Origin of the sequence: Bradyrhizobium sp. CCGUVB14 (genome assembly GCF_024199935.1) — a bacterium.
In the GTDB taxonomy this organism is placed as follows: Bacteria; Pseudomonadota; Alphaproteobacteria; order Rhizobiales; family Xanthobacteraceae; genus Bradyrhizobium.
Map to the genome: position 1 here is coordinate 7,158,033 of NZ_JANADS010000001.1, position 12,591 is coordinate 7,170,623.

At 65.6% G+C, this 12,591-nt stretch carries 10 protein-coding genes; 3 read left to right on the top strand and 7 right to left on the bottom strand.

Annotated features, from left to right (window positions below; genetic code table 11):
* Positions 1–12: 12 nt before the first annotated feature.
* The 4 genes from NLM32_RS33545 to NLM32_RS33560 are packed head-to-tail and all read right to left on the bottom strand — an operon-like array spanning position 13 to position 5,031.
* Entirely contained in the window at positions 13–1,254 is a 1,242-nt protein-coding gene (locus NLM32_RS33545) for an ABC transporter substrate-binding protein (protein WP_254132986.1), read from the bottom strand.
* 23 nt (positions 1,255–1,277) lie between these two features.
* The gene (locus NLM32_RS33550) at positions 1,278–3,653 is read right to left on the bottom strand and encodes a xanthine dehydrogenase family protein molybdopterin-binding subunit (RefSeq protein WP_254132987.1); all 2,376 of its coding nucleotides are present in this window, start codon (positions 3,651–3,653) and stop codon (positions 1,278–1,280) included.
* Positions 3,650–4,174 (bottom strand): (2Fe-2S)-binding protein, encoded by a 525-nt coding sequence (locus NLM32_RS33555; protein ID WP_254132988.1) that lies wholly within the window; start codon positions 4,172–4,174, stop codon positions 3,650–3,652. The genes NLM32_RS33550 and NLM32_RS33555 overlap by 4 nt, the downstream gene beginning before the upstream one ends.
* On the bottom strand, positions 4,171–5,031 hold the full coding sequence (locus tag NLM32_RS33560) for a xanthine dehydrogenase family protein subunit M (RefSeq protein ID WP_254135485.1): 861 nt from the start codon (positions 5,029–5,031) through the stop codon (positions 4,171–4,173). The genes NLM32_RS33555 and NLM32_RS33560 overlap by 4 nt, the downstream gene beginning before the upstream one ends.
* A gap of 252 nt (positions 5,032–5,283) precedes the next feature.
* Here NLM32_RS33560 and NLM32_RS33565 point away from each other — a divergent pair, with 252 nt between their 5' ends.
* The gene (locus tag NLM32_RS33565) at positions 5,284–5,904 is read left to right on the top strand and encodes a TetR/AcrR family transcriptional regulator (protein ID WP_254135486.1); all 621 of its coding nucleotides are present in this window, start codon (positions 5,284–5,286) and stop codon (positions 5,902–5,904) included.
* Here the strand turns inward: NLM32_RS33565 and hutU are convergent, their stop codons facing one another.
* The 3 genes from hutU to hutI are packed head-to-tail and all read right to left on the bottom strand — an operon-like array spanning position 5,905 to position 10,356.
* Positions 5,905–7,575 (bottom strand): urocanate hydratase, encoded by a 1,671-nt coding sequence (gene hutU / locus NLM32_RS33570; RefSeq protein ID WP_254132989.1) that lies wholly within the window; start codon positions 7,573–7,575, stop codon positions 5,905–5,907. It abuts the gene before it with no gap.
* A gap of 10 nt (positions 7,576–7,585) precedes the next feature.
* A complete protein-coding gene (gene hutH / locus NLM32_RS33575; protein WP_254132990.1) occupies positions 7,586–9,145 on the bottom strand; it encodes a histidine ammonia-lyase in 1,560 nt (519 codons plus the stop codon).
* Positions 9,142–10,356, bottom strand: coding sequence for an imidazolonepropionase (gene hutI, locus NLM32_RS33580; protein WP_254132991.1), 1,215 nt, complete (start codon positions 10,354–10,356; stop codon positions 9,142–9,144). Before hutI ends, hutH begins: the two co-directional genes overlap by 4 nt.
* Positions 10,357–10,441: 85 nt before the next feature.
* On the opposite strand from hutI, the gene NLM32_RS33585 reads away from it, so the two are divergent.
* Together NLM32_RS33585 and hutC are read left to right on the top strand one after the other, a co-directional pair.
* A complete protein-coding gene (locus tag NLM32_RS33585; RefSeq protein ID WP_254132992.1) occupies positions 10,442–11,800 on the top strand; it encodes a formimidoylglutamate deiminase in 1,359 nt (452 codons plus the stop codon).
* The gene (hutC, locus tag NLM32_RS33590) at positions 11,797–12,525 is read left to right on the top strand and encodes a histidine utilization repressor (protein ID WP_254132993.1); all 729 of its coding nucleotides are present in this window, start codon (positions 11,797–11,799) and stop codon (positions 12,523–12,525) included. The genes NLM32_RS33585 and hutC overlap by 4 nt, the downstream gene beginning before the upstream one ends.
* The last annotated feature ends 66 nt before the right edge of the window (positions 12,526–12,591 follow it).

The window sequence follows — 12,591 nt, forward strand, 5'->3', positions numbered from 1 at the left end:
CGTCACACTGCTTCAGGTCGCGTGGCCGAGCTCGCTGCAGCTGCGCAGCATGTCATCGGAGCCGGCGTCGTTGGCGAGAATGGCGAACAGATCATTGTCGTTCGCCATGGCCGACTTCTTCTTGGACTCCAGCACCAGCACCGACTGCACCGACTGATGGTCGCATTTGCGGTAATGCTGCGGACCCTTGGTCAGATCGTATTGCAGCTTCTCCAGCGCATCGACGACCTTGTCGGTGTCGGTACCGCCGGCGGTCTGCATCGCCGCCAGCAGCGATCCGACGCCGGAATAACCGTACGCGCCGTAGTCGGTCGGGATCGCGCCGGCATTGGCCGCTTTGAAGGCCGCGTTGAAATCGGCCGCTGTCTTGCTCTGGGTCTCTAGACCCCAATAGTAATTGGCGCCGCCGACCACGCCCTCGAACACGTCGGGGCCGACCGCGAGGCGCTGGTTATGCAGGATCACGGGCACGACGATCTTCATCTGCTGCTTCACGCCGAAATCGACCGCCTGCTTGATCGCATTGGCCTGGTCGCGGCCGAAATTGGAGATGCAGAGCACGTCCGGCCGCATCGACATCAGGCGCGGCATGAAGGTGGAATAGTCGGCGGCGCCGAACGGATGCAGGATCTCGCCGACATTGTCGGCGCCAATCGCAGCTTGCGCGCGCTTGAAGCCGCGCAGCATTTCATGGCCGTAGGCATAATCCGCGACCAGATGTGCGACCTTCATGCCCTTCTTCAGGGTCTGCCGCGCCACGGCAGAAGTCGTCATGTGCGGGTTCAGCGCCTCATGGAAGGTGTATTTGCTGAAATCCTTGGCCTCGTTGATGGTGTCTGACTGGCTGATCGACACATAGATCACGCCGCGGGCACGGGTGACCTCGTTGACTGCGAGCTGCACGGCGCTCGAGAGCGCGCCGACCACGGCATGGACCTTGTCCTTTTCGATCAGCTCCAAAGTGCGGGTCGCGGCCTCGCCGGCGTTGAGCTTGTCGTCGCGCACCAACAGCTCGACCTTGCGGCCGCCGATGCCGCCCTTGTCGTTGACGAGCTTGACGGCGAGCTCCGCACACTTGACCTGATCGCGCGCTTCCGCGGCGAACGGGCCGGTCAGCGGCGTCGGAAAGCCGATGCGGATCGTTTCATCCGCTGCGCGTCCAAGCCGGGGCATGGCGAGCAGCGCCGCACCGGCCGAGAGGCCGGCGAGCGCGGTACGGCGGGATATTTTCGCGGTCGAACCGGATTTGGGCATGATCTCCTCCAACTGTCTTTTTTCTAGAATCGCTTCAGGGCTTTCAGGACTCTTGTGGGCGTGATCGGGATCGCATTGATCGTGGCATCGAACGGCGAAAGCGCATCGTTGACGGCGTTGAGCACGCAGGCGGACGCTGCGGCCGTGCCGGCCTCGCCGACCCCCTTGGCGCCGAGCTCGGTGTCGGCGGTCGGCGTCTCGACATGCGCGATCATGATGTCGGGCATCTCCATCGGCATCGGCACGAGGTAGTCCGCAAGCGAACCGTTCATCAGCTGACCGGTTTCGCTGTAGCGGCATTCCTCGAACAGGGCCGCACCCAACCCCTGCACAATGCCGCCGCGAAGCTGCTCATCCACCAGCATCGGATTGATGACGCGACCGCAATCCTCGACGATGAAATGCTTCAACACCTTGATGAAGCCGGTCTCGACATCGACCTCCAGCAAGCAGCCCTGGATGCCGTTCGTGAAGGCGAAGGGATAGCCCTGCGGCGCGAAGTGGTGACTGACGGTGAGCTGCGGCTGCGTTCCCGGCGGCAAGGTATCGGAGCGGAAATAGGCAATGCGCGCGATCTCGGAGATCGGCATCCGCTGGTTCCGGGTCGCGGCATCCACCACCTGGCCGTCGATGATGTCGAGCGCCGCCGGTTGCTCCTGAAGGATGAGCGCCGCGATCTCCAGAATGTTGCGTTTGAGCACGCGCGTGGCCTGCAGTGCGGTCTCGCCACCGATGCCGGCGCCGCGGCAGGCCCAGGTGGCGCCGCCATGCGGCGTGACCTCGGTATCGCCGGTGACGACCTTGACATGGTCCTGCGCGATACCGAGCTGATCGGCCACGATCTGGCTGATGATCGCTTCGGTGCCCTGTCCCTGCTCGGTGACGGAGATCAGGCAGCGCACCTCGCCGGACGGCGTCAGGCTGAGAGTGGCACCGTCCTGCGAGGAGATGCGCGCACCGCCGACACCATAGAAGGCCGGCCCCGGATTGGTGATCTCGATGAATGTCGCAATCCCGATGCCGCGATAGACGCCGCGCTTGCGCAAGTCCGCCTGCTCGGTACGCAAGGAGTCATAATCCATCATCTCGTGCAGGCGCTTCAAACACGCCTGATGCGACAACGCCTCGAAACGGTAGCCGGTCGGCGAAGTCTGCGGATAGGAATCGTCGGCGATGACGTTCCGCGCACGGATCGCGAAGGGATCGAGGCCAACCTTGCTTGCAGCCATATCGACCAGCCGCTCGGTGACGGCGCAGGCGATGGGATGGCCAACGGCGCGATACTGACTGGTCTGCACCTTGTTCTGGAACAGCACTTCCAGCGTGGCGCGATAGTTCTTGAAGCGATAGGGACCGCCCATCAGGCGGATCACCTGGTTGCCCTCGACCACGCTGGTGCGCGGATAGGTCGAGAAAGCCCCGATCGCAGTGAGATCGAGCACGTCCATCGCAAGAATCTCGCCCGTGGCGTCGAGCGCCATGCGGGCCCGGACGCGATGATCGCGGGCGTGGATGTCGGAGACGAAGGATTCGATGCGGTCGGCGACGTATTTGACGGGACGGCCGAGCAGGATCGAGAGGCCGACCACCGCCATGTCCTCGTGATAGACGTGCAACTTCATCCCGAAGGAGCCGCCGATGTCGGTCGCGATGACGCGGACACGGGCCTCGGGGATGCCGTAATGGCGCGAATAGAGGTCCTGGAACTGATACGGCGTCTGCGTCGCGTGATGCACAGTGAGCATGCCCGCGGACGGATCGTAATCAGCGACGATGGCGCGCGGCTCCAGCGTCACCGCGGTGTGACGGCCGAACGAAAATTCCTCTTCCACCACGTGGGCGGCGTGCGCGAAGGCATCATCGACGGTGCCGCTATCGAGCTGGCTACGGAAGCAGACATTGTTGGTGCTACCGGCATTGATCAGCGGCCCGCCGGCCCGGCGCGCCGCGTCGATATCCACAACCAGCGGGAGGTCCTCGTAGTCGACCCCGATCAGCTCCAGCGCATCCTCGGCAATCGCCCGGCTCTCGGCGACGACCGCGACCACCGCCTGCCCGGCCCAGACGACGCGCTCGAGCGGCAGTGGCCATTGCGGTGTGGAGGTCATGCCCTTGAAGTGATCGAGCGTGCCGGTCCAGGACGTGCAGATCTTTGCCAGATCCTCGCCGGTCGCGACGAGATGCACGCCTTCGAGGGCGCGCGCTTCGTCTGTCTTAATCGCGACGATCTTCGCATGGGCATGCGGGCTGCGCAGGAACGCGGCATAAAGCATACGCGGCAGCTTGAGATCACTGACATAGCGTCCACGTCCAGCCAGCAGGCGCTTGGCGTTGGGCCGCGGCACCGAACGGCCGATATAGGAGTTGGGACGATCGAGCGAGGTCAGCGGCGCGCTCATGGCGTACCCCCGGCTTCCCGCCGTGCTTTGGCAACGGCGTCGATCGCATCGACGATCGCCTCGTATCCGGTGCAACGGCAGTAATTGCCCGACAGCGCGTCGCGGATGTGCTCGCGGCTCGGCTCCGCCACCTGCGAGAGCAGCTCTTGCGCGTTCACCAGCATGCCCGGCGTGCAGAAGCCGCATTGCAGCGCGTTGCGGCGATGGAATTCAGCTTGGAGATCGGCGATGACGCCGCTCTCGGTGAGGCCTTCAATGGTGTTGATCTCGGCGCCATCGGCCTGCACCGCGAACATCAGGCAGGAATGCACGGCGCGACCGTCGATCTGCACGAGACAAGCGCCGCAAGCGCCCATCTCGCAGCCGGCATGGGTGCCGGTCAGCTCCAGCGCGTTGCGCAGGCAATCGACCAGCGTCTCGCGCGGCGCAACCTCGCAGGCGACCTTGCGGCCGTTGACGACGAAGCGGACGCGCACGGTCTCGTCGACTTCATCCAGCAGGGATTCGTCGAAGCCACTCATGCACCGTCCCTCAAGCGCCCGAGCAGGCGCCCCAGCAGCACGCGCGCGAGATGCAGCCGCATCGCCGGCGGCACCTCGTCGCTGTCGGGCGGCGCGAGGTCGCTTTCGAGCGCAACTTGTGCAGCGGCGATATGCTCCGCATCCAGGCTCGACCCGATCAGGGCCGCCTCGGCGCCCTTCACGCGCGTTGGAATATTGCCAACCGAGAAGAAGGAGATGCGGATGTCGTCGATGTGGTCGCCGGCGCAGGTTGCGAGCATGCCGCAGCCGACCAGCGCATAATCGCCGCGACGGCGTGCCAATTCATCGAAGGCAAAGCGCTGGTCAGCCTTGAACAAGGGAATGTAGATTGCGGTAATCAGTTCACCGGGCTGCAAGGCGGTCTCGAACAGGTCGAGGAAGAAATCGTCGGCCTTGATGCGTCGGGTACCGGAGGAGCCGGCGATCTCGATCTCGGCATCGAGCGCCAGCGTCATCGCCGGAAATTCGGAGGCGGGATCGGCGAGCGCGACGCTGCCGCCGAACGTGCCGCGATTGCGGATCGCGGGGTGGGCAACGAAGGGCGCGGCCGCGTGCAACAGCGGCGCGAACTCGGCGATCAGCGGCTCGCTCAGCATTTCGCAATGGCGCGTCAGCGCGCCGATGCGCAAAAAGCCGCCTTCGCGCCTGACGCCGCGCATCTCGGCAATGTGGGTGATGTCGATCAGGAGCCGCGGCGCCTGCAGCCGCAACGACAGCGCCGGCACGAGGCTCTGGCCGCCGGCAATGAAGCGCGCGTCGTCGCCAGCGCGCGCATGAGCATCCAGCGCCTGGTCGATCGTCGCAGCACGAAAATAGCTGAAAGCCCTCGCCTTCACCGCCGTTTCCTCGAGATCCATCGGCTCATCAGCCGGGATGCCAGATTTGTAACCATCTGGTCTCAAAATCCTGACACGCCGCCGGAGAGCGGTCAACAGGAAATGACCATTTGGTCACAAATGCACCTTTAGGCTAAGAAGGCGGAAGAGATCGCGATTCACGGTCAAATGGCGAAGAAGACGCAGAAGACGGCGAAGCGACCGGCCCGACGCAGGGCCGAGACGGACAAGGCCGCGCCAAAGCGCCGCAACATGCGCGCGCCCGACCGCGAGCGCGCGATCGTCGACGAGGCCATCCGCTTCTTTGCCGAGCGCGGTTTTGAGGGCCAGACCCGCGAACTGGCAAAACGCATGGGCATCACCCATTCGGCGATCTATCGCCACTTCCCGAGCAAGGAGGCGCTGATCGAGCGGGTCTACCAGGAGGTCTATCTCAGCCGCTGGTCGCCGGACTGGGGTCCACTGATCCGCGACCGCTCACAGTCGCTGGAGGCGCGGCTGACGCGCTTCTATCTCGACTATGTCGAGCGCGTGTTCGAGTACAATTGGGTGCGGATCTTCGTCTCATCCGGCATGAAGTCGTTCGGCATCACGGGCCGCTATCTCGACATCGTCCGCCGCGAGATCATCGAGCCCGCGGCGGCCGAGCTGCGGCACGATCTGAAATTGCCCGATGCAAAGGCCCATCCGCTCGGCGAACGCGAGACCGAGCTGTTCTGGGGCCTGCACGGCCGCATCTTCTATCTCGCCATCCGCAAATTCATCTACGAGACGCCGATCCCGTCCGATCTCGACGCCATCGTCCGTGACGCCGTCCAGACCTTCATGGACGGCGCCAAGACGACGATGCCGAAGCTCCTGGTTCGCGGCTAGCTACTTCGCAAGGCTCGGCAGGTCGAGCCCCTTGTCGCGGGCGCAGTCGATCGCAATGTCGTAGCCCGCATCCGCATGGCGCATGACGCCGGAGGCCGGGTCGTTCCACAGCACGCGCTCGATGCGCTTTGCTGCCTCGGGCGTACCATCGGCGACGATCACCATGCCGGCGTGCTGCGAATAGCCGATGCCGACGCCGCCGCCATGATGCAGCGAGACCCAGGTCGCGCCGCTGGCGCAATTGAGCAGGGCATTGAGCAGCGGCCAGTCGGATACCGCATCCGAGCCATCCTTCATCGCCTCGGTCTCGCGGTTCGGGCTTGCCACCGAGCCGCTGTCGAGATGGTCGCGGCCGATCACGATCGGCGCCTTCAGCTCGCCGCGCGCGACCATCTCGTTGAAGGCAAGGCCGAGGCGATGGCGATCGCCGAGGCCGACCCAGCAGATCCGCGCCGGCAGCCCCTGGAACTTGATGCGCTCCTTGGCCATGTCGAGCCAATTGTGCAGATGCTTGTCGTCGGGCATCAGCTCCTTGACCTTGGCGTCGGTCTTGAAGATGTCCTCGGGGTCACCCGACAGCGCGGCCCAGCGGAACGGCCCGACGCCGCGGCAGAACAGCGGACGGATATAGGCCGGCACGAAGCCGGGGAAGTCGAACGCGTTCTTCAGCCCCATGTCCTGCGCCATCTGGCGGATGTTGTTGCCATAGTCGAGCGTCGGAATGCCTTGCGCGTGGAAATCCAGCATGGCCTGGACGTGCTCGACCATCGACGTCTTCGACGCCCGCTCGACGCCCTTCGGATCGGAGGCACGCTTGCTCTCCCAATCGGCCAGCGTCCAGCCTTTCGGCAGATAGCCGTTGATCGGATCATGCGCGCTGGTCTGGTCGGTGACGATGTCGGGCTTGACGCCGCGGCGCACCAGCTCGGGGAAAATCTCCGCGGCATTGCCGAGCAGTCCGACCGAAACGGCCTTCTTCGTTGTCGCGGCTTCCGCCATGATCGCCAGCGCTTCGTCGAGGGTTGCGGCCTGGCGATCGAGATAGCCGGTGCGCAGGCGCATCTCGATGCGGCTCGGCTGGCATTCGACCGCAAGCATCGAAGCGCCCGCCATGGTCGCCGCCAGCGGCTGCGCGCCGCCCATGCCACCGAGGCCGGCGGTGAGAATCCATTTACCAGAAAGACTGCCGCCATAGTGGCGGCGCCCAACCTCGACAAAGGTCTCGTAGGTGCCCTGCACGATGCCCTGGCTGCCGATATAGATCCAGGAGCCCGCGGTCATCTGGCCGTACATCATCAGGCCCTGGCGATCGAGCTCGTTGAAATGGTCGAGCGTCGCCCAATGCGGCACGATGTTAGAGTTGGCGATCAGCACACGCGGCGCATCCGCATGGGTTCGGAACACGCCGACCGGCTTGCCGGACTGAACCAGCAGCGTCTGGTCGTTCTCAAGCTTGCGCAAGGCGGCCGTGATCCGATCAAAACTCTCCCAATCGCGCGCGGCGCGGCCGATGCCGCCATAGACGACGAGCTCGCTCGGGCGCTCGGCGACATCGGGATCGAGATTGTTCATGAGCATGCGGAGCGGTGCTTCGGTCAGCCAGCTCTTGGCGCTGATGTCGCTGCCGCGGGGGGCGCGGATGGTGCGGTCATTGTCCAGTCGGCGGTTCATGAAGACCTCTTCAGACAAGTCTTGGAAATGGATCGGGTGAGAGCGAAGTGAGCGCGACGGCCGGGAGCGCATCAGCTTCGATCAGCGCGGCGGCTTTGGCGAGGTCGTCGGCCATGTAGCGATCGGCACCGAGCTCCGCGACCTGCTCGCGAAGCAAGGCGATAACCGCAACGAGCGGCGCGCTGGTTGCATGCGGCGCGCGCAGCGTGATGCCCTGGGCTGCGACCAGAAGCTCGATGCCGAGGATCGCGGCAAGATTGTCGGCCATATCGGAAAGCCGCCGCGCGGCATGCGCGGCCATCGAGACGTGGTCTTCCTGGTTGGCGCTGGTCGGCGTCGAGTCGATCGAGCAAGCCGCGGCGCGCTGCTTGTTCTCGGCATAGAGTGCGGCCGCCGTCACCTCCGCGATCATGAAGCCGGAATTGATGCCGGGATCCGGCGTCAGGAACGGCGGCAGGCCGAAATTGAGCGCTGGATCGACCAGCGTGGCGATGCGCCGCTCGCTGATCGCGCCGATCTCCGACAGTGCCAGCGCGATCGTATCGGCGGCAAAGGCGACCGGCTCGGCGTGGAAATTGCCGCCGGAGACGATCTCGCCGGTCTCCACCAGCACCAGCGGATTGTCCGTGACGGCGTTGGCTTCGACAATCAGCGCGCGTGCCGCCTGCGTGATCAGGTCAAGCGCGGCGCCTGCGACCTGCGGCTGGCAGCGCAGGCAATAGGGATCCTGCACGCGCTCGTCGCCCTCGAGATGCGACAGCCTGATATCGCTGCCGTCGAGCAGTGCGGTCAGCGTTGCTGCCGCGGCGATCTGGCCAGAGTGGCCGCGCAGCGCCTGGATTTCGGGCCGGAACGGCGCCGTCGACGCCATCGCCGCATCGACCGACAGCGCGCCGGTCACGAGCGCGGCGCGGGCGAGGCGAAACGCGCGCAGCACGCCGGCGATGGCGTAGGCCGTCGAGAACTGCGTACCGTTGATCAGCGCGAGCCCTTCCTTGGGGCCGAGCGTCAGCGGCGCAAGGCCGGCCGCGGCCAGCGCCTCGCTGCCTGACACCGTCTTGCCATCGACGATCGCCTGCCCTTCGCCGATCATCACTGCGGTCATGTGCGCGAGCGGTGCGAGATCGCCGGAGGCGCCGACCGAGCCCTGCTGCGGGACCAGCGGATAGACACCGCGCGCCAGCATGGCCTGCAATTGCTCGATGACCTCGCGGCGCACACCGGAGGCGCCGCGGCCGAGCGAGACGATTTTGAGCGCCATCATCAACCGCACGATCGCCTCCGGCGTGGCCGGGCCGACACCGCAGCAATGCGAGACGATGAGATTGCGCTGGAGCAGCGCGGTCTGATCGGGCGGAATCCGTTTTGAGGCCAGCTTTCCGAAGCCGGTGTTGATGCCATAGACCGGCGCGGCAGCCTGCGCGGCCTTGGCGACAATCTGCGCAGCCGCCTCGACGCGCGGCCAGAACGCGGGATCGAGTTCGACGGAATCGCCAGCCAGCACACGCGCAAGATCGTCGAGGCTCACCGTACCCGGCCTGACGACGATTGTTGCGCCCTGCCCGGTCACTGGCCCCTCCAGACACGGCGGTGCAGCGGATTGAAGCCGATGCGGTAGACGAGCTCGGCGGGACGCTCGATGTCCCAGATCGCGAGGTCGCACCATTTTCCGGCTTCCAGCGTGCCGGTCTCCTCCAGCACACCGAGCGCCCGCGCGCCTTCGCGGGTGACGCCGGCGAGGCACTCGGCCACATTCATCCGGAACAGCGTCGCGCCCATGTTCATGGCGAGCAGCAAGGAGGTCAGCGGCGAGCTGCCGGGATTGCAGTCGGTCGCCAGCGCCATGGGGACGCCGTGCTTGCGGAACGCCTCAACCGGCGGCTTCTGGGTCTCGCAGATGAAATAGAAGGCGCCGGGCAGCAGCACCGCCACCGTTCCGGCCTTCGCCATCGCACTCGCGCCGGCTTCGTCGGTGTGCTCCAGGTGATCGGCAGACAGCGCCGAGAACTTCGCAGCGAGCGCAGCGCCGCCGAGATTCGAGAGCTGATCGGCATGGAGCTTGACTGGCAGCCCAAGCGCCGTCGCCGCCTGGAACACCAGCGACGTCTGCTCGGCCGAGAAGGCAATGCCCTCCATGAAGGCATCTACCGCATCGGCAAGTCCTGCTTTCGCGACCGTGGGGAGCATCTCCTTACAGACGAGATCGATGTAGCGATCTTTGTCGCCATCGGCCTCCACCGGTAGCGCATGCGCGCCAAGGAAAGATGTGCGAATAGCAATTTTCCGCTGGCAACCGAGGCTCCGCGCGGCCGTGAGCTGGCGCATCTCGGTCTCGGTGTCCAGGCCATAGCCGGACTTGATCTCGACCGTGGTGGCGCCCTCGCCGATCAGCGCATCGAGCCGCGGCAATGCGCTTGCGACGAGTTCCGCTTCGCTTGCCCTGCGCGTCGCAGCCACGGTCGAAACAATGCCGCCGCCGGCGCGCGCAATCTCCTCGTAGCTCGCGCCCTTCAGGCGCAGCTCGAATTCATGGGCGCGGTTGCCGCCATAGACGAGATGGGTGTGGCAGTCGACGAGGCCCGGCGTGATCCAGCGGCCCTCGCAATCGACCCGCTGGATCGCATCCGCATCCGTCGGGAAGTCTGCGGCTGCGCCGGCATAGGCGATGTGGCCGCCGCGTATGGCGATGACGCCACGTTCGATCTCGCCGAGGTCGGGACGATCGGCCCGCATCGTGGCAAGCCGGGCGTTGTGCCAGATCCGGTCGAAGCGCTCTGCCATACGTGTGTCCCTTGGCCGTGGGATGCTTGACTTATATGTCTAGACATATAATCGTAAGGCGGTTCTGTCCAGCCGGTGTGCAAACATGACCCGACTGCATTTCGCCTCCGCGCTCCTGCCCTCGGGCTGGGCCAATGACGTGCAGGTGGTGATCACCGCCGGCGCGATCGCGGAGGTGACGCCGGACATAGCGCCTGCCGCCGGCGACGAGCGCCACGCCATCGCGATTCCGGGATTGGCGAGCCTGCACAGCCACGCCTTCCAGCGCGGCATGGCAGGGCTTGCCGAACTGCGCGGCAATAGCACCGATACGTTCTGGACCTGGCGCGAAACGATGTACCGCTTTGCGCTGGCAATGACGCCGGACAATGTCGCCGCCGTCGCGACCCTGCTTTATGTCGAGATGCTGGAGCAGGGATTTACCCGCGTCGGCGAATTCCATTATCTGCATCACGATCGCGACGGCTCGCACTACGCCGATCCCGCCGAGATGGCCGCACGCATTGCGCAGGCTGCCGAAGCCTCCGGCATCGGGCTGACGCTGCTGCCAAGTTTTTATGCGCATGGCTCCTTCGGCGGCGCCGCGCCGCACGACGGCCAGCGCCGCTTCATCAACTCGGTCGATCAATTCGCCAAGCTGATGGCCGCCTCGCGCAAGGCGATCGCAAACTTGCCGGGCGCCAATATCGGCATCGCACCGCACAGTCTGCGCGCAGTGGCGCCGGACGAGCTCGCGGCGATTATTCCGCTCGCCGAGGGCGGACCTGTGCACATTCATGCCGCCGAGCAGGTGAAGGAAGTCGAGGATTGCCTGGCCTGGTCGGGACGACGGCCGGTGCAATGGCTGCTGGAACACGCGCCGGTCGATCGACGCTGGTGCCTCATTCACGCGACCCACATGACGGATGAAGAAGTCAGCGCACTCGCCAGGACCGGCGCGGTGGCGGGTCTCTGCCCTGTCACCGAGGCGAGCCTTGGCGACGGCATCTTTCCGGGGCGGGAATTTCTCGACGCCGGCGGGCTGTTTGGTGTCGGTACCGATTCCAACGTACTGGTCGGCGCGGCCGACGAGCTGCGTCAGCTTGAATACGGCCAGCGGCTGAAGCACCGCGCGCGCAACGTGCTCTCAGCCGGCGCCGGCCGTTCGACCGGTCGCACGCTGTTCGACGTCGCTCTTGCGGGAGGCGCCCGGGCTCTGGCACAGCCGATTGCAGGCCTCACGCCGGGTGCCCGTGCCGACCTCGTCACGCTGGACGCTGCACATCCGTCGCTGGCAGGACGCGCGCGCGACGCCGCGATCGACGGCTGGATCTTTGCGGCAGGCAACGGCGCGATCGATTGCGTCTGGGCCGGCGGCAACAAGCTTGTCGAGAGTGGCCGGCATCAATTGCGTCAAGCTGCGCGCGGACGCTTCAACGCAGCGGTGCGGAGGCTCGTTGCATGAGCCTCGCCACCGACGCGGCCGACAAGCCCACGCTCTACAAGCGCATCCGCGCCGACATCGAAAAGCGTATCCTGACCGGCGAATGGCCACCCGGCCACCGCATTCCCTTCGAGCACGAGCTGGTCGCACGCTACGGCTGCTCGCGCATGACGGTGAACAAGGCGCTATCGGAGCTCGCGCAGGCCGACCTGATCGAGCGCCGGCGCCGCGCCGGCTCGTTCGTCCGCCGGCCGCAGCATCAGTCTGCAGTGCTGAAGATCGCCGACATCCGCGCCGAGATCACGGCGCTCGGCCGCGGCTATGGCTATGAGCTGATCAGCCGCAAGCTTCGCGCCGCGACCGCCGCCGATCGCGAGCGTCTTGGTGTCAAGAAAGCCGGCAAGGTGGTTGCGATCAGCTGCCGCCACAGCGCCGACAACGTGCCGTTTGCGGTCGAGGACCGGCTGATCGATCTCGCGTCCGTGCCAAATGCTGCGTCCGCGGATTTTTCGCGCGAGCCGCCGGGTTCGTGGCTGCTCCATCATGTCCCATGGACAGAGGCCGAGCATACGATCAGCGCCATTGTCGCGGATGACCGCACGGCGGAAGCGCTCGACATCGCCGTCGGAGCACCCTGTCTCGTGATCGACCGCTATACCTGGCGCAGCGCGCGCACCATCACTGCGGTGCGGCTGCTCTATCCCGGTGACTCTCACCGCCTTGTCGCCCGATTCAAGGGAGGCTGAGAGAACGATGTCGGCACAAATTGTGCAACGCTTCGGGCAACGGTCCATTGGGGCCGACAGAGATCA

Coding starts and splice junctions, on each gene's coding strand:
- hutC (WP_254132993.1), top strand. CDS start 11,797: ATGAGCCTCGCCACCGACGCGGCCGACAAGCCCACGCTCTACAAGCGC.
- NLM32_RS33555 (WP_254132988.1), bottom strand. CDS start 4,174: ATGAGTGGCTTCGACGAATCCCTGCTGGATGAAGTCGACGAGACCGTG.
- NLM32_RS33585 (WP_254132992.1), top strand. CDS start 10,442: ATGACCCGACTGCATTTCGCCTCCGCGCTCCTGCCCTCGGGCTGGGCC.
- NLM32_RS33550 (WP_254132987.1), bottom strand. CDS start 3,653: ATGAGCGCGCCGCTGACCTCGCTCGATCGTCCCAACTCCTATATCGGC.
- NLM32_RS33565 (WP_254135486.1), top strand. CDS start 5,284: ATGCGCGCGCCCGACCGCGAGCGCGCGATCGTCGACGAGGCCATCCGC.
- hutU (WP_254132989.1), bottom strand. CDS start 7,575: ATGAACCGCCGACTGGACAATGACCGCACCATCCGCGCCCCCCGCGGC.
- NLM32_RS33545 (WP_254132986.1), bottom strand. CDS start 1,254: ATGCCCAAATCCGGTTCGACCGCGAAAATATCCCGCCGTACCGCGCTC.
- hutI (WP_254132991.1), bottom strand. CDS start 10,356: ATGGCAGAGCGCTTCGACCGGATCTGGCACAACGCCCGGCTTGCCACG.